The 17,267-nt window shown below is 69.9% G+C and carries 14 protein-coding genes; 9 read left to right on the forward strand and 5 right to left on the reverse strand.

Features of this window, described 5'->3' with window-relative positions; genetic code table 11:
* Positions 1-257: 257 nt before the first annotated feature.
* From RCO28_RS05900 to RCO28_RS05925, 6 genes are all read left to right on the forward strand, one after another.
* Complete coding sequence (locus RCO28_RS05900) at positions 258-1,811, forward strand: sensor histidine kinase (protein ID WP_308940291.1); 1,554 nt, start codon at positions 258-260, stop codon at positions 1,809-1,811.
* 36 nt (positions 1,812-1,847) lie between these two features.
* Positions 1,848-2,546, forward strand: coding sequence for a response regulator (locus RCO28_RS05905; RefSeq protein WP_308939888.1), 699 nt, complete (start codon positions 1,848-1,850; stop codon positions 2,544-2,546).
* A gap of 232 nt (positions 2,547-2,778) precedes the next feature.
* Positions 2,779-4,140, forward strand: coding sequence for an extracellular solute-binding protein (locus tag RCO28_RS05910; RefSeq protein WP_308939889.1), 1,362 nt, complete (start codon positions 2,779-2,781; stop codon positions 4,138-4,140).
* Positions 4,137-5,039, forward strand: a complete 903-nt coding sequence (locus RCO28_RS05915; RefSeq protein ID WP_308939890.1) for a sugar ABC transporter permease — start codon at positions 4,137-4,139, stop codon at positions 5,037-5,039. The genes RCO28_RS05910 and RCO28_RS05915 overlap by 4 nt, the downstream gene beginning before the upstream one ends.
* Positions 5,040-5,915 carry a carbohydrate ABC transporter permease gene (locus RCO28_RS05920; protein WP_308939891.1) on the forward strand — a complete coding sequence of 292 codons (876 nt, stop codon included), beginning with the start codon at positions 5,040-5,042 and terminating at the stop codon, positions 5,913-5,915.
* A gap of 112 nt (positions 5,916-6,027) precedes the next feature.
* Positions 6,028-6,729 carry a helix-turn-helix transcriptional regulator gene (locus tag RCO28_RS05925; protein ID WP_308939892.1) on the forward strand — a complete coding sequence of 234 codons (702 nt, stop codon included), beginning with the start codon at positions 6,028-6,030 and terminating at the stop codon, positions 6,727-6,729.
* An 80-nt stretch (positions 6,730-6,809) separates the two neighbouring features.
* Here the strand turns inward: RCO28_RS05925 and RCO28_RS05930 are convergent, their stop codons facing one another.
* Positions 6,810-7,835 (reverse strand): 6-phosphofructokinase, encoded by a 1,026-nt coding sequence (locus tag RCO28_RS05930; RefSeq protein ID WP_308939893.1) that lies wholly within the window; start codon positions 7,833-7,835, stop codon positions 6,810-6,812.
* A 180-nt stretch (positions 7,836-8,015) separates the two neighbouring features.
* Here RCO28_RS05930 and pta point away from each other — a divergent pair, with 180 nt between their 5' ends.
* The 3 genes from pta to pyk all read left to right on the forward strand — a co-directional run bounded on the left by pta (position 8,016) and on the right by pyk (position 12,845).
* A complete protein-coding gene (gene pta / locus RCO28_RS05935) occupies positions 8,016-10,091 on the forward strand; it encodes a phosphate acetyltransferase (RefSeq protein ID WP_308939894.1) in 2,076 nt (691 codons plus the stop codon).
* 22 nt (positions 10,092-10,113) lie between these two features.
* The gene (locus tag RCO28_RS05940; protein WP_308939895.1) at positions 10,114-11,343 is read left to right on the forward strand and encodes an acetate kinase; all 1,230 of its coding nucleotides are present in this window, start codon (positions 10,114-10,116) and stop codon (positions 11,341-11,343) included.
* A gap of 74 nt (positions 11,344-11,417) precedes the next feature.
* Positions 11,418-12,845, forward strand: coding sequence for a pyruvate kinase (gene pyk, locus RCO28_RS05945; protein WP_308939896.1), 1,428 nt, complete (start codon positions 11,418-11,420; stop codon positions 12,843-12,845).
* A 107-nt stretch (positions 12,846-12,952) separates the two neighbouring features.
* On the opposite strand, the gene RCO28_RS05950 is transcribed toward pyk, so the two are convergent.
* From RCO28_RS05950 to RCO28_RS05965, 4 genes are all read right to left on the reverse strand, one after another.
* Complete coding sequence (locus RCO28_RS05950) at positions 12,953-14,170, reverse strand: hypothetical protein (RefSeq protein ID WP_308939897.1); 1,218 nt, start codon at positions 14,168-14,170, stop codon at positions 12,953-12,955.
* Positions 14,160-14,708 carry a DUF6114 domain-containing protein gene (locus RCO28_RS05955; protein ID WP_308939898.1) on the reverse strand — a complete coding sequence of 183 codons (549 nt, stop codon included), beginning with the start codon at positions 14,706-14,708 and terminating at the stop codon, positions 14,160-14,162. The genes RCO28_RS05950 and RCO28_RS05955 overlap by 11 nt, the downstream gene beginning before the upstream one ends.
* A 156-nt stretch (positions 14,709-14,864) precedes the next feature.
* On the reverse strand, positions 14,865-15,500 hold the full coding sequence (locus tag RCO28_RS05960) for a DUF6230 family protein (RefSeq protein ID WP_308939899.1): 636 nt from the start codon (positions 15,498-15,500) through the stop codon (positions 14,865-14,867).
* 664 nt (positions 15,501-16,164) lie between these two features.
* Positions 16,165-17,133, reverse strand: coding sequence for a tetratricopeptide repeat protein (locus tag RCO28_RS05965; RefSeq protein ID WP_308939900.1), 969 nt, complete (start codon positions 17,131-17,133; stop codon positions 16,165-16,167).
* Positions 17,134-17,267 lie beyond the last annotated feature (134 nt).

Here is a 17,267-nt window from a genome sequence, read left to right on the forward strand (position 1 = left end):
TCCTCGCACATACGGCTCTGTTGACGACCCTGCCGACGCCGGGAGAGCTCCAGCCCACCTCGGAAAACGCGGCTCACGTCCTGACAGCGGTCCCGGTGAATATCCATCACGGCCGTGACCCGGGTCACCCTTGCGTTCATTTAGTTCGTGCTTATACGACCAGGCACCATGGACGTGTGCCCCGAATCCCCCACGTCCCGCACGTCCCCCGCCCGCACGTCCCCCGCCCCCGCAGCCTCGCCGGCCAGCTGTTCGCCATGCAGGTCGTGCTCGTGGCGGTGGTCGTGGCCGGGTGCGCCGTGTTCGCGTACCTCACCGCGCACCGGATGGCCGAGGACGCGGCGGAGCGGCAGGCGGCGGCCACCGCGCGGGCCGTCGCCGAGTCGCCGTCGGTGCGGGCGGCGGTGCGGGAGGCGGATCCGAGCCGGGTGCTGCAGCCGTACGCGGAGAAGGTGCGCAGGGCGACCGATGTGGACTTCGTGACGATCATGAATCCGCGGGGGATCCGCTGGACGCATCCGACGCCGGAGAACATCGGCGAGAGGTTCCTCGGGCACATCGGGCCCGCCCTGGAGGGCCGGACGTTCCACGAGACGTACACCGGGACGCTCGGTCCCTCCGTGCGGGTGGTGACGCCGATCGAGGACCGGGGGCGGATCGTCGGCCTGGTCAGTGCGGGCATCACGATCGAGGAGATCACCGAGCAGGTACGGGACCAGCTGACCGCGCTCGTCGGGGTCGCGGCGGCCGCGCTCGCGCTCGGCGGGCTCGGTACGTACGTGGTGAACGCGCGCCTTCGCCGGCATACGCACGGGATGAACGCGGCCGAGCTGTCGCAGATGCACGGGTACCACCAGGCGGCGCTGCACGCGGTGCGCGAGGGGCTGCTGATGCTGGACGGGCAGCGGCGGATCGCGTTGATCAACGACGGGGCGCGGGAACTGCTCGGGCTCGGTGAGGAAGCGGTCGGCCGGGGCATCGCGGATCTGGGGCTGCCGACGCCGTTGACGGGGGCGCTGCTCGCCGCCGAGCCGCGGGTCGACGAGGTGCATCTGACCGGTGACCGGGTGGTCGTGCTCAACACCTCGCCGGTGTCCGGGGGCGAGCGGCGCGGCACCGTCGTCACACTGCGGGACCACACCGAACTGCAGGCCCTCACCGGGGAGTTGAACCACGAGCGGGGGTTCACGCAGGCCTTGCGCTCGCAGGCGCACGAGGCGGCGAACCGGCTGCACACCGTGGTCTCGCTGATCGAGCTGGGCCGCGCCGACGAGGCGGTGCGGTTCGCGACGGCGGAGCTGGAGCTGGCGCAGGCGCTGACCGACCAGGTGGTGACGTCGGTGGGTGAGCCGGTGCTCGCGGCGCTGCTGCTCGGCAAGGCGGCGCAGGCCAACGAGCACGGGGTGGAGCTGGTGGTGTCCGAGGACAGCCGGATGGACGACGGGCTGCTTCCGGACTCGCTGCCGGCCCGTGACCTGGTGACGGTCCTGGGCAATCTGATCGACAACGCGGTGGACGCGGCGACCGGCACACCGGGCGGTCGGGTTACGGTGACCGCGCGCGCCGCCGAGGCGGAGCTGCTCCTCCGGGTCGGCGACAACGGGCCCGGCATACCCGCGGACACGGATGTGTTCCGGCGCGGCTGGTCCGGCAAGGGACCGGGGCGCGGCCTCGGCCTGGCCCTGGTCCGGCAGACGGTGCACCGGCACGGCGGCTCGGTCGAGGTGACCGACTCCGCGGACGGCGGTGCGGAGTTCACCGTACGGCTGCCGCTGCGACGAGAGGGGCGGCCCCCAGGGGGCGAGGCGTGATCCAGGACGTGTCCGCATGACCGGAGAGGGGCCCGCATGACCGGAGCCGAGGACTCCGCGCCCGCGATCCGGGTGCTCGTCGTCGAGGACGACCCGGTGGCGGCGGACGCGCACGTCCAGTACGTGGACCGGGTGCCCGGATTCCGTACGGTCGGCAAGGCCCACTCGGGCGCCGAGGCGCGCCGGGTGCTCGACCGGACCGAGGTGGACCTGCTGCTGCTCGACCTGTACCTGCCGGACGGCCACGGTCTGCAGCTGGCGCGTTCGCTGCGCGCGGCGGGGCATCACGCGGATGTGATCGCGGTGACGTCGGCGCGTGATCTGACGATCGTGCGCGAGGGCGTCTCGCTCGGGGTCGTGCAGTACGTCCTGAAGCCGTTCACCTTCGCCACGCTGCGGGACCGGCTCGTGCGGTACGCGGAGTTCCGGGGCGCGGCCGGGGAGGCGGACAGTCAGGCCGAGGTGGACCGGGCGCTCGCGACCCTGCGTTCGCCGGGGCCGGTGGCGCTGCCGAAGGGCTTGAGCGCGCCGACCCTGGAGCGGGTCACGCAGACGCTGCGGGCGGCCTCGCCCGAGGGCCTGACGGCGACGGCCGCGGCGGCCGCGGCGGGTCTGTCGCGGATCACGGCCCGCCGCTATCTGGAGCACCTGGTGACATCGGGCCGGGCGGCGCGCAGCCCGCAGTACGGACAGGTCGGCCGCCCGGAGCTGCACTACCGGTGGCTGAGCGGCTGAGCGGCTGAACGGCTGCTGAGCGGCGGATGACGACTGATCGGCTGAGCGGCTGAGCGGCACCCGGGCCGGAGGCCTCGTACCGCGCGCGCAATAACAACGTTGTCACGGAACCTCAGACCCCCTACGCACAGGCATTGACCAGCCTCGGAGCGTCGCCTTACGTTCACCGGGCAGCCAGCGAAGGCGCCCGCCAAGGCCGCCCGGTCACGTATGGCTGGTAGGAGGTCGTGCCGTGCCCCGCCCCAGCGCTCCCGTGCTCCTGACCGCCGCCGCCGTGTTCGCCGCCGCCACGCTCACCGCCTGCGGTGGGGGCGCCGAGAGCGACCCGGACGTCGTGAAGGTCTCGTACAAGCAGTCCACGGACAACCAGATCCGGGTGATGGACAAGTACCTGGGCGAGATGAAGAAGCAGTTCGAGAAGGCGCATCCGGGCAAGAAGGTGAAGCTCGTCCCGATCAAGGCGCCGGACTCGGAGTACTACACGAAGCTGCAGCAGATGCTGCGCTCCCCGAAGACCGCTCCCGACCTCGTGTACGAGGACACGTTCCTCATCAACTCGGACATCACGAGCGGGTACTTGAAGCCCCTGGACCCGTATCTGAAGAAGTGGAAGGACTGGGACCAGTTCGTCGACACCGCGAAGGCGGCGGCGAAGGGCGAGGACGGCAAGACGTACGGCGTGCCGGACGGGACGGACACGCGGGGCCTGTGGTTCAGCAAGGACATCTTCAAGAAGGCGGGCCTGCCCGAGGACTGGCAGCCGAAGAACTGGGCGGAGATCCTGGACGCGGCCCGCACGATCAAGAAGAAGGTCCCGGGCGTCATCCCGCTGAACGTCTACACGGGCAAGCCCGCCGGTGAGATGGCCACGATGCAGGGCTTCGAGATGCTGCTCTACGGCACGGGCGAGGACCCGCTGTACGACCAGGACGCGAAGAAGTGGATCGCGGGCGGCAAGGGCTTCAAGGACTCGCTGGAGTTCGTGGAGACCGTCTACAAGGAGAAGCTCGGCCCCGAGGTCTCCGACGCGCTCGACCCGAACATCGGCACCCGCGCCCGCGGCGAGCTGATGCCCGAGGGCAAGCTGGCCATCAACCTGGACGGCTCGTGGCTGCCGCAGGACTGGCAGGCCGGCGCGGGGCACGAATGGCCCGAGTGGTCAAAGGAGTTGGGCCTCGCGCACATGCCGACGCAGCACGGCCAGGCGCCCGGCAAGGTGAGCATGTCCGGCGGCTGGACGTGGGCGGTCCCGTCGAAGGCGGCCAACCCGGACCTGGCCTTCGAGTTCATCGAGACGATGCAGACGAAGGCGAACGCGCAGAAGTGGTACGTGGCCAACTCGGGCATCGCGGTCCGCGAGGACGTCGCCGCCGACCCGGCGTACGTGAAGGCGCAGCCCGGCATCAAGTTCTTCACGGACCTGGTGGAGTACACGCACTACCGCCCGGCGTATCCCGCGTACCCGAAGGTGTCGACGGCCATCCAGGAGGCGATGGAGGGCGTGACGACCGGGGACGCCTCGGTCGCCGAGGCAGCGAAGGGGTACGACGAGGAGCTGGACTCCGTGACGAACGGTGAAGTGGTCAAGAAGTGACCGCTGCCCCACAGGCCGCCGCCAAGGCACCCTCCCCCGGCCCGCGCCGCACGCTGGCGCGGGCCCTGCCCGCCTCCCCCGGCGTGGTCCTGCTGCTGTTGTTCCTGGCGGGCCCGATCGGCTACTGCGTCTATCTCGCCTTCACGGACCTGCAGTTGACGGGTCAGGCGGAGTCGTCGTTCGTCGGTCTGGAGAACTTCACGAAGGCCTTCGGGGACGAGGACTTCCTCAACGCGGTCTGGCTGACGCTGGTGTTCACGGTGGTCTCGTCCCTGATCGGCCAGAACACGCTCGGCCTCACGCTCGCGGCCCTGATGCGGCGCGCGTCCAGGCCGGTGCGCACGCTGACCGGCGGGATCGTGGTGGTGGCGTGGGTGCTGCCCGAGGTGGTCGCGGGCTTTCTGCTGTACGCGTTCTTCCGCCGCGAGGGCACCCTGAACGAGATCCTGGACTGGCTCGGACTGCCCGGCCAGAACTGGATGTTCACGCTGCCGATCCTGGCGGTGTCGTTCGCGAACGTGTGGCGCGGCACGGCGTTCTCGATGCTGGTGTACTCGGCGGCCCTGAACGAGATCCCGAAAGAGGTCACGGAGGCGGCGGAGGTGGACGGCGCGAGCGGCTGGCGGCGCATGTGGCACATCACGCTGCCGATGATCCGCCGCTCCATCGGCACCAACCTGATGCTCAACACCCTGCAGACCCTGTCGGTGTTCGGCCTGATCTGGGTGATGACCCGCGGCGGCCCCGGCAACCGCAGCCAGACCCTGCCGCTCTACATGTACGAGCAGGCCTTCCAGAACCACATGATCGGCTACGCGACGGCGGTGGCGCTGCTGCTGCTCGTGGTCGGCTCGCTGTTCTCCCTCGTCTACATGCGCCTGCTGCGCACGGAGGCCTGAGTGTCCGACGCCGTGAAGCTCCCCGTGCCCGACGCCGTACGGCGCACCGCTGCCGCCCGCCGCACGACGCGCAGGCTCGCCGCGGACGTTTCGCTCCTCGCCGTGGCGGCCGCGTTCGTCCTGCCGCTGGCCTGGGTGCTGCTCTCCGCCGTGGACGCCGACGCCGATCTGCGGGTGAAGGTGCCGAAGGAGTTCACCTTCGCCAACTTCGACGCGGTGCTCGTCGACGACGTGACGTTCACGCCGCTGCTCAACAGCCTGATCCTGTGCGGCGGCGCCACCCTCCTGACGGTCGCGTGCGCGGCCCTCGCGGCGTACCCGCTGTCCCGCTACCGCTCCCGCACGGGCCGTGCCTTCCTGGCGACGGTGCTGTTCGCGACGTGCCTGCCGATCACGGCGATCATGGTCCCGGTGTACGCGCTGTTCGTCCAGGTGGAACTGATCGACACGATGCACGGCACGATCCTGTTCTTCGCGGCGTCCCAACTGCCGTTCGCGGTATGGCTGATGAAGAATTTCATGGACGGCGTGCCGAAGGAGCTGGAGGAGGCGGCCTGGACGGACGGGGCGTCCCCGTTCCAGTCCCTGCTGCGGGTCGTGCTGCCCCTGATGGGGCCCGGCATCGCGGTCGTGACGGTCTACTCGTTCGTGATGATGTGGGGCAACTTCTTCGTCCCGTTCATGCTGCTGCTCTCCCCCGAGCAGATGCCGGCCTCGGTCAGCATCAACGACTTCTTCGGCAACCGCGGCACGGTGGTCTACGGCCAGCTCGCGGCGTTCTCGATCATCTACTCCACCCCCGTGCTGCTCCTCTACATCCTGATCGCCCGCCGCCTGGGAGCCGGTTTCGCGCTCGGCGGGGCGGTCAAGGGGTGAGGACTTCCGAGTAGTAAGCCGTTACTTGGACCTTCCTACGACGAGTGTGCTCCCTGTAATCCTGGGTGAACGCACCGTAGGCGACTGTTGAGTAGCGTTCTAGCGTGACCGCGTGCATCAGAGCCAGGCTGCAGGCGCCACGCCGCCCTTCAACAACCTTGCTGCCCGGCGGCTGCGTGAGGCGCTCGGGATGGCGCACGGCCATGTCGCGTACAGCCTGCGGGCCAGTTACGGACTGTCGTACGTCACACCGGACACCGTGGCCGACTGGGAGCGTGGCCGGAGTGTGCCCACATCGGCCGAACTCACCGCGCTCGCGGGGGCGTTGTGGTGTGCGCCGGGTGAACTCCTGGGCGCCGCGACGACCCTGCGGGAGCACCGGATCTCCTGCGGGCTCGCCACGCAGGACGTGGCCCGGCAGGTGGGCCTCGAGCACGACGCGTATCTGCGGATGGAGGAGAGCGGCCGGTGGCGGGGCAACGAGCGGCAGTCGGCGGCGCTCGCCGAGGTCCTGTCACTCGGGGTGCGGGACTTCATCACGGTCACGGGCCGCGAGGAGACCCTCGCCGACCTGCTGCGCAGCGCGGCCACGGCCCGCTGGGAGGGCTATGTCCGCCCGGTGACCAAGCTGGTGCCGCTGCCGAAGGCCACGGTGGAGGCGGTGCTCGACGGGCTGCACGGCGAGTACCACGCGCGGATGGTGGCCACGCTGAGCTGGTCCGGCATGGAGGCCGGGGACGAGAACTCCGGGCGGGACTTCCTGGAGCGGATCGTGAAGGAGTTCTGGTCGGCGGTGCGTGACCGGGAGGGCTGACCTCCCCCGAGTACCACGTGCGCGAGCCCCCGGTCTGTGGGGGGCCGGGAGCTCGCGTACGTACCCGCGTCGCGGGAGCGTCAGAAGACCGACTCGGCCTCCGCCATGCGCGCCTGAGGCACCGTCTTCAGTTCGGTGACGGCCTCGGCGAGCGGGACCATCCGGACGTCCGTGCCGCGCAGCGCCGTCATGTGCCCGAACTTCCCGCGGTGCGCGGCCTCGACGGCATGCCAGCCGAAGCGCGTGGCGAGGACCCGGTCGTACGCGGTGGGGACGCCGCCGCGCTGGACATGGCCGAGGATGACCGGCTTGGCCTCCTTGCCGAGGCGCCGCTCCAGTTCGTGTGCGAGGGCGGTGCCGATGCCCTGGAAGCGTTCGTGGCCGAACTGGTCGATGGCGCCCACGCCGTAGTCCATCGTGCCGTCGGCGGGGTGGGCGCCCTCGGCGACGCAGACGACGGCGAACTTCTTGCCGCGGGCGAAGCGTTCCTCGACCATCTTGACCAGGTCGGCGGGGTCGAACGGGCGCTCCGGGAGGCAGATGCCGTGCGCGCCCGCCGCCATGCCGGACTCCAGGGCGATCCAGCCGGCGTGCCGGCCCATCACCTCGACGACCATCACGCGCTGGTGCGACTCGGCGGTGGTCTTGAGGCGGTCCATGGCCTCGGTGGCGACGCCGACGGCGGTGTCGAAGCCGAAGGTGCGGTCGGTGGAGGAGATGTCGTTGTCGATGGTCTTCGGCACGCCGACCACCGGCACACCGGCGTCCGACAGCATGCGGGCGGCGGTCAGGGTGCCTTCGCCGCCGATCGGGATGAGCGCGTCGAAGCCGCTCTTCTCGATGAGTTCCTTGGCGTTGTCGCAGGCCGCGCGGAAGCGGTCGCGCTCCAGGCGGGAGGAGCCGAGGATGGTGCCGCCGCGGGCCAGGATGCCGCTGACCGCGTTCAGGTCGAGGGCGCGGTAGCGGCCGTCGAGCAGGCCCGCGTACCCGTCCTCGAAGCCGATGACCTCGTCGCCGTAGTTGGTGACGGCGCGGTGCACGACCGACCGGATCACTGCGTTCAGGCCGGGGCAGTCGCCGCCTGCGGTGAGAACTCCGATACGCATCGTGCTGTGTCTCCTGCTCCGTAGTCGTAAGCCCGACCGGTTTCCGATTGTTCCACGCGCTCCGGGGGCACGCTTGCGGCGGGCGCTTTATCCACCCGCAAGGGTATTGTCAAGGGGGCATAGCCGCCCTATCGAGTATTTTTGTAGAGCCTTGAGCGAGCGACGAAACGGAGAGCACGCGTGACGCGCAGCGTGTACGTGACCGGGATCGACCGCGGCGACGGCCGCCAGGTAGTGGAGCTGGGAGTCATGGAGCTCCTGACCCGTCAGGTCGACCGGGTGGGGGTGTTCCGTCCGCTCGTGCACGACGGTCCCGACCGGCTCTTCGACCTGCTGCGGTCCCGCTACCGGCTGAGCCAGGACCCGTCGTCGGTGTACGGCATGGACTACCACGAGGCGTCCGCGCTGCAGGCCGAGCGCGGCACCGACGAGCTGGTCTCGCAGCTGGTCGACCGCTTCCACGAGGTGGCCCGGGACTACGAGGTCGTCCTCGTCCTCGGCACCGACTTCGCCGACACCCAGCTGCCCGACGAGCTGTCCCTGAACGCCCGCCTGGCCAACGAGTTCGGCGCCTGGGTGCTTCCCGTCGTCGGCGGCCGGAAGCAGACCGCCGAGTCCGTGCGCGCCGAGGCCCGCAACGCGTACCGCGCGTACGAGGGTCTGGGCTGCGAGGTCCTCGCGATGGCGGTCAACCGGGTCGCGCCCGTCGACCGGGACGCGATCGCGGAGCGGCTCTCGACCCAGCTCCCGGTGCCCTGCTACGTCCTGCCGGACGCGCCCGCCCTGTCCGCGCCGACCGTCGCGCAGATCACGCACACCCTCGGCGGAACGGTTCTGCTCGGCGACGACTCGGGTCTCGCCCGGGACGCGCTCGACTTCGTCTTCGGCGGTGCGATGCTGCCGAACTTCCTGGGCGCGCTGACCCCGGGCTGCCTGGTCGTGACGCCCGGGGACCGGGCCGACCTGGTGGTGGGGGCGCTCGCCGCGCACAGCGCCGGTACGCCGCCCATCGCGGGTGTCCTGCTCACCCTGAACGAGCGGCCGAGCGAGGAGATCCTGCGCCTGGCCTCGCGGCTCGCGCCCGGTACGCCGGTGATCTCGGTGACCGGCAACTCCTTCCCGACGGCGGCCGAACTCTTCGCCCTGGAAGGCAAGTTGAACGCCGCGACGCCCCGCAAGGCGGAGACCGCGCTCGGCCTGTTCGAGCGGCACGTCGACACCTCGGGTCTGCTGAGCCGCCTGGAGGTGTCCCGCAGCGGCCGGGTCACGCCGATGATGTTCGAGCACAAGCTGATCGAGCAGGCCCGCTCCGACCGCCGCCGCGTGGTCCTGCCGGAGGGCACCGAGGAGCGCGTGCTGCGCGCCGCCGACGTCCTCCTGCGCCGCGGGGTGTGCGACCTGACGCTGCTCGGGGACACCGAGGTGATCCGCAAGAAGGCCGCGGACCTCGGCATCGACCTCGCCGACTCGCAGCTGATCGACCCGCAGACCTCGGAGCTGCGCGAGAAGTTCGCCGAGCAGTACGCGGCGCTGCGCGCCCACAAGGGTGTGACCGTGGAGCTGGCGCACGACGTGGTCGCGGACGTGAACTACTTCGGCACGCTGATGGTCCAGGGCGGCCTCGCCGACGGCATGGTGTCCGGCTCGGTGCACTCGACGGCGGCTACGATCCGCCCCGCCTTCGAGATCATCAAGACGAAGCCGGACGCGAAGATCGTCTCCTCGGTCTTCTTCATGTGCCTCGCCGACGAGGTCCTCGTGTACGGCGACTGCGCGGTCAACCCGGACCCGAACGCCGAGCAGCTCGCCGACATCGCCGTCCAGTCGGCCACCACGGCCCGGCAGTTCGACGTGGACCCGAAGGTCGCGATGCTCTCGTACTCGACGGGCACGTCCGGATCGGGCGCCGACGTCGACAAGGTCCGCGAGGCGACCGAGCTGGTCCGCGGGCAGCGCCCGGACCTGAGGATCGAGGGCCCGATCCAGTACGACGCGGCCGTGGAGCCCTCGGTGGCCCGCACCAAGCTGCCGGAGTCCGAGGTCGCGGGCCAGGCGACCGTGCTGATCTTCCCGGACCTCAACACCGGCAACAACACCTACAAGGCCGTGCAGCGTTCGGCCGGCGCGATCGCCGTCGGCCCGGTCCTCCAGGGGCTGCGCAAGCCGGTCAACGACCTGTCCCGCGGCGCGCTCGTCGGGGACATCGTGAACACCGTCGCCATCACGGCGATCCAGGCCCAGACGCCCGCCACCTGACCCCTCACCGAAAGCAGTACCCGTGACAGCGACCCGCATCCTCGTCCTCAACTCCGGCTCCTCGTCGGTGAAGTACCAGCTCCTCGACATGCGCGACAACTCCCGCCTGGCCATGGGCCTGGTGGAGCGCATCGGCGAGGAGACCTCCCGGCTCAAGCACACCCCGCTCACGGGCGAGGACGCCGAGTCGCGCGAGCAGAACCGCCCGATCGCCGACCACGACGAGGCGCTGAAGGCGGTCGCCGCGGAGCTGTCGCACGACGGACTCGGCCTGGACTCCCCCGAACTGGCCGCGATCGGGCACCGGGTGGTGCACGGCGGCCAGACCTTCACGCAGCCGACGGTGATCGACGCCGCGGTCCTGGCGGAGGTCGAGCGGCTCATCCCGGTGGCGCCGCTGCACAACCCGGCCAACCTGACGGGCATCCGTACGGCGATGGCACTGCGCCCCGACCTGCCGCAGGTGGCGGTCTTCGACACGGCGTTCCACACGACGATGCCGGAGTCGGCGGCGCGCTACGCGATCGACGTGCAGACCGCCGACGAGCACCGCATCCGCCGCTACGGCTTCCACGGCACGTCGCACGCGTACGTCTCGCGCAAGGCGGCCGAACTCCTCGGCAAGCAGCCGGAGGACATCAACGTCATCGTGCTGCACCTGGGCAACGGCGCCTCGGCGTCGGCGGTGCGCGGCGGGGTGTGCGTGGACACCTCGATGGGTCTGACGCCGCTCGAGGGCCTGGTGATGGGGACGCGTTCAGGGGACGTCGACCCTGCGGTCATCTTCCATCTGATGCGGGTGGGGAAGATGTCGGCGGACGAGATCGACGTCCTGCTGAACAAGAAGTCGGGCCTGATCGGCCTGTGCGGCGACAACGACATGCGGGAGATCCGCCGTCGTATCGACGAGGGCGACCAGGAGGCGCGGCTCGCCTTCGACATCTACATCCACCGGCTGAAGAAGTACATCGGCTCCTACTACGCGGTGCTCGGCCGGGTGGACGCGATCGCGTTCACGGCCGGGGTCGGCGAGAACGCGGCACCGGTGCGCGAGGCTGCGGTCGCGGGCCTGGAGGAGCTGGGCCTTGCGGTCGACAGTGAGCTCAACGCGGTGCGCTCGGACGAGCCCCGGGTCATCTCACCCGAGTACGCGCGGGTCGCCGTCGCCGTGGTCCCCACCGACGAGGAGCTGGAGATCGCCCGGCAGACCTACGCACTCGTGGCAAACCAGGCAGCCGAACGCAACGACTGAGCACGCCACCGCCCATTTGTAGTTTCCGCCAGATGGAATATTCCTTAGCGAAACAAACCGATAGGATCCGCCTCATGCGCCGTTCCAAAATCGTCTGCACTCTGGGCCCCGCCGTCGACTCGTACGAGCAGCTGAAAGCGCTCATCGAGGCCGGGATGAACGTGGCCCGCTTCAACTTCAGCCACGGCACCCACGCGGAGCACCAGGAGCGTTACGACCGGGTGCGCGAGGCTGCCAAGGACACCGGCCGAGCCGTCGGCGTCCTCGCCGACCTCCAGGGCCCCAAGATCCGTCTGGAGACCTTCGCCGAGGGCCCCGTCGAGCTGGTACGCGGTGACGAGTTCACCATCACCACCGAGGACGTCCCGGGCGACAAGTCCCTCTGCGGTACGACCTACAAGGGCCTGCCGGGAGACGTCGCCAAGGGCGACCAGGTCCTCATCAACGACGGCAACGTCGAGCTCAAGGTGACCGACGTCGACGGCCCCCGGGTCAAGACGATCGTCATCGAGGGCGGTGTCATCTCCGACCACAAGGGCATCAACCTGCCCGGCGCGGCCGTGAACGTCCCCGCCCTGTCGGAGAAGGACGTCGAGGACCTGCGCTTCGCGCTGCGGATGGGCTGCGACATGGTCGCCCTGTCCTTCGTGCGCGACGCCGACGACGTCAAGGACGTCCACAAGGTGATGGACGAGGAGGGCCGCCGGGTCCCCGTCATCGCCAAGGTGGAGAAGCCGCAGGCCGTCGCCAACATGGCGGCCGTCGTCGCCGCCTTCGACGCGGTCATGGTGGCCCGCGGCGACCTGGCCGTCGAGTACCCGCTCGAAAAGGTCCCGATGGTGCAGAAGCGGCTCGTGGAGATGTGCCGCCGCAACGCCAAGCCGGTGATCGTCGCGACCCAGATGATGGAGTCGATGATCACCAACTCCCGCCCCACGCGCGCCGAGGCCTCCGACGTGGCCAACGCGATCCTGGACGGCGCGGACGCGGTGATGCTGTCGGCCGAGTCGAGCGTGGGCGCGTACCCGATCGAGACGGTCAAGACCATGTCGAAAATCGTCCAGGCCGCCGAGGAGGAGCTGCTCTCCAAGGGCCTCCAGCCGCTCGTCCCGGGCAAGAAGCCGCGTACGCAGGGTGGTTCGGTGGCCCGTGCCGCCTGCGAGATCGCGGACTTCCTGGACGCCAAGTCGCTCGTCGCCTTCACCAAGTCCGGCGACACCGCGCGCCGCCTGTCCCGCTACCGGGCCGCGCAGCCGATCCTGGCCTTCACCTCCGAGCAGGAGACCTGCAACCAGCTCTCGCTGAGCTGGGGCGTGGAGTCCCGGCTCGTGCCGCACGTCGACAACACCGACGCGATGGTCGACCTGGTCGACGCCGAGCTGCTCAAGCTGAAGCGCTTCAACGCCGGCGACACGATGATCATCACCGCCGGTTCGCCCCCCGGCGTCCCCGGCACCACCAACATGGTCCGGGTCCACCACCTGGGCGGCGAGAGCGCCTGACGCTCCACTCGTACGAACGCCGAGGGCGCCCTCTTCATCTGAAGGGGGCGCCCTCGGCGTGTGCGGCCGTGCCTGGCTCTGCTGACTCAACTCACAGCTGAATCAGCTCACTTGGTGATCGTCTGGTGGAACCCGGGGACGGTCAGGTTGCCGCCGAACTGGGCCGCCTGCACCACCTTGACGTTCGTCAGGTAGATCGTCGGGATGTTCAGCGGCGGCGGGTGCTCCGGGTCGAACGTGACCGGGATCAGGCCGAAGAGGTGGCCCGAGAGACGCTCGGTGTACATGATCGTCTCGCCACCGCGGATGGTGGACGTCGCACCCTTCGCGGACTGGATGTGGTACGTCTCGCCGCCCGGACCCTCGACCGTCTGGTGCAGGTCGCCGATGTCCGTGCCCTTGCTGATCACGTACTTCATGACCTGCTTCTTCTTGCCGCCGGCCGTCGTCAGATTGACGATGCCCTTGTAGTCGGCGCCCTTGAGCAGCAGCGAGCTGGCCTGCAGGTTCCACGGGTCGTCCGGGATCGGAGCCGGCGGCGTCTCGTCGTCGCCGTCGACCTTCTTCTCCTCGACGCACGGGAACGGCTTCTTGCCGTCCGCGTCCGGGGCCAGCGGGTCGGTCGCCTCCGAGGGCTTCAGGCCATCGGCGGTGTCCTTCGCCTTGTCGGCGGCGTCCTTCGCCCCGTCGGTGACCTTGCCGACCGTGTCCTTGGCGCCGTCGACGGTGTCCTCGACCGGGTCCGTGACGCTGCTCTTCTCGTCCTCGGACTTGGTGTCCTGCGAGGCGGAGGGATCCGGGGACGGCTCCTCGGACTCCTTCTCGTCCGGCGTGAAGACGTCCTTGAGCGCGTCGCCGACGCCCAGCGGGTCGAGCGGGTTCTTGCTCTCGGACGGGGACGGCTCGGGCTCCGGCTCGTCGGCCTTGTCACCGGAGGAGGGGGACGGGGACGGCTCGGGCTCGTCGCCCTGGTCCTTCCCGTCCGCGGACGGCGACGGAGTGGGCTCCTTCGCCTCGTCCTTCTCGCCCTTCTTCTCCTGCTCGGCCTTCTTGTCCTTCTCCGCCTCGTCCGCGTCCTTGTCCGGCGCCGTGACGCAGGGGCCGTCCCTGAACGGGTTGTCAGGGATGGGCTTGGCGTGCGCGAGGGTCGGGGTCAGACCCATGCCCATGAGGATGCTGGTGGGCATGGCGGCGATGGCTATCGCCTTGCCTGCGGGCATGTTCAGCCGCGTGATGAGCGGCTTCTTCGGGGCGGCGTGCCGCGGCCCGGTTCGGTTACGGGAACCAGCCTCGGTGCCCTCGTACTGCACCTCATCACCCGGCACGGTGCCTCCCGTTCGTCTCGTTCATCGAGCCCGTTCCTGTCAGGTCGTCAAGCGCACCGTTCACGGCAGGCTCCGCCCGGTCGTCGTCCGTGGCGGGCCCTTCGGAGTCACGGCTCCGGTGGGCAGCCCGGCCGCCCGCGTCCCCGGCCGGAGCCCAGGAGACGGCGAGCGCACCGCCGATCAGCGCGAGCAGGAACCCGACGAGGAATCCGCCGATGTTGGACACCACCAGGGAGACCAGCGCGAGGAGGATCGCGGCGACACCCGCGAAGACCCGCGAGTGGTGCTGGAACCACATGGTGAGGCCGAGCACGATCAGCAGGACGCCGATGATCAGCGAACCCGCCCCGGCGGTGGTGGCCATGGCGAGCGTCAGGTTGCCGAGCTTGATGTTGCCGTAGGGCAGATAGGCGATCGGCAGGCCGCCGAGGATCGTCAGGAGGCCCGCCCAGAAGGGCCGGCCACCACGCCAGGCCCTGAACTTCCTCCGGTGGATCGTGAGGAAGTGGTCGTTCGGCCCCTCTGTCACGGCGCTCATGGGACAACAGCTCCTTGGAACCGGCGGTACGTGAAATTCAGTGCGGATCTGTGGTGGCGGGCGGGGAGACACAGGACTCCGCGCCCGCCGGGCCAGCAAGCCGACGGCAACCCGGGACCGGAACCGATGCCGGGGGCCGCAGGACTGGGCGAGTGCTTAGAAGCACTCCTTCTTGCCCTTGTGCAGCTTCATGTGGAGACCGCTCAACTTGAAGGTGCCGGCGCTGGTCGCCCACGCCGTCTGCTCGATGTTGCTGAGGATGGCCCGGTCGGCCTCCTGCGCGAAGCCGTTCGGGTTCGCCTGCTCCTTGCCGCCCTTCATGCCGGGGCCCTTGGTGGACTGACCGGCGGCGACACCGATGTTGAGGCCGCGGAACTCCGCATCGGCGTCGAGCTGCGCGACGTCGATGTAGAGGTTCTCGGCCTCGACGGGCTTGCTGCCTTCGCCGCCCGCCTTCAGCTGGAGCGTGATGTCACCGAGCACCGGCACGTGGGACACCACGGACTGGCACATGTTGGTGATCGTGGCGGTCTTGAACGCCGAGACAGAGACGGGGTGGAGGGCCTTCTTGCCCTCCATGTCGACGCCGACGTCGACGCCGCCGTACTGGACCAGACCCTTGCCGTCGAGCTGGTCGGCCGACACCTTGAACGACTGACCCGACACACTGAACGATGCCGCGAGCGCGCCCTGCCCGAGGGCGACGCCTATCGCGGCAGTCGCCGCGACGCTCGGCACCATGACCACGGCGAACCGCTTCCACCTGGTTCCGCCACGAGCCACGGATTCCATGAGTTCCTCCTTCTCGGACGTACATCTCCGGCCGCGACTTGAGCCTTGCGGCGCAGCCGGGCAGGGATGGGAGAAGTGCTACGTCCTCGGGAAGGAGCGCCCGCATCACGGGCGCGACTGCGCCCGAAGCACCGGCGATCACCCCCGAGCGACAACCACTGGTCGCGCCTGCACGCAACCTCTCGGACAGGCCCTGCCGTTCGGCAGAGACCCCCCTGTCCTCGACCGTCGGCGGCGCCTTCGGCCACTCGGTGGGGACCCAGGGGCCCCACGGCCCCGAACTGGTTGTCGGGAGTGCGGGCATGGACCGAGCGTGGCCGATCGTGGTGCATTCCGAGCGCCCGCACAAGGGGGTTCGTTACCCGCTGGTAACGGCTGGATAACCAGGCCACGACGGGGTGGCATCACCCGGCCACACTCGGTGCAGCCAACCCCTGGAACAGATCCGGAAATTGGCTAATGGAACCGGACAGAACCCACCCGTCGACTTACTCCAAGTAACAGCGGCCGCGATTACCAAGTTTTGGTAAAACGCGGCCGCTGAATCGCTCTGTCGTCAAATTTTCACAAGGCCGCTGCGGACCCGGCCGTTTAGGGCCAGGTCATCAACTGGCCCGCGGAGGAAGGCCGGCGGCGCGGTGAAGCGCCGCGCGGAACGCCCGGGTCAGAACAGCGCGCGGGCAAGGGCCGAGCGCGCCGAGGCCACTCGCGGGTCCTCCGCGCCGACCACCTCGAAGAGTTCGAGGAGGCGTACGCGGGCGGCGTTGCGGTCGTCGCCGAAGGTGCGCTTGACCGTGTCGACCAACCGCCCGAAGGCGTCCTCGACATGACCGCCGACCAGATCGAGGTCGGCCGCCGCGATCTGCGCCGCCACGTCGGCGGGCTTCTCGGCGGCGTCCTTGCGCACCTGCTGCGGGTCCAGGCCATGGACGCGCTGCAGGAGTTCGGCCTGGGCGAGGCCGAGCTCGGCCTCGGAGTTGCCCGGGTCGTCGGCGAGCACGTTCTTGTACGCCTGCACCGCACCGCCCAAGTCCCCGGCGTCCAGGGCCTGTACGGCCGCTTCGAGCAGCGCGTCGTACGGGCCGACCGGCTCCTCGGCGGGGGCCGCGTCCTCGGTGGCGTCCGGGTCGACCGTGATGCCGGTGATACCGAACCGCTCCTCGGCGACCTGGACCAGCTGGTCGATGGTCTCGCGGATCTGGGCCTCGGGCGCGGCGCCCTGGAAGAGGGGCAGGGCCTGACCGGCGACGACGGCGAAGACAGCCGGGATGCCCTGGATCCCGAACTGCTGCATCAGCATCTGGTTGGCGTCGACGTCGATCTTGGCGAGGAGGAAACGGCCGTTGTACTCGGTGGCGAGGCGTTCGAGCAGCGGGCCGAGCTGCTTGCAGGGCTCGCACCACTCGGCCCAGAAGTCGAGGACGACCGGGACCTCGGCGGAGCGCTGCAGGACGTCGTTCTCGAAGCCGGCCTCGTCGACGTCGATGACGAGGTTCGCGGGGGAGACGGCGCCGCCGCCGCCCTGCCGCGCGGACTCCGCGCGGGCCTGCTCCGCCTTCGCCTTGGCCTCCTGGGCCGCCTTCACCGCGGCGAGGTCGACGACTCCGCTCATGGACATGTTCCGTGGCTGCATGAGTACATCCTCCCCCTTCCGCGCGCGGCTGTGAAAAGCACGGTGAAAAGCCCTGCCGAATCGCGCGGACGTCCGGCAGAATCCGAGGCCTCGGCGCCGGAGTCGCGGCTCGGTGAGGACCGCGGCCCGTCCGC

The sequence above is a fragment of the Streptomyces sp. LHD-70 genome (assembly GCF_031157275.1).
Lineage (GTDB): Bacteria > Actinomycetota > Actinomycetes > Streptomycetales > Streptomycetaceae > Streptomyces.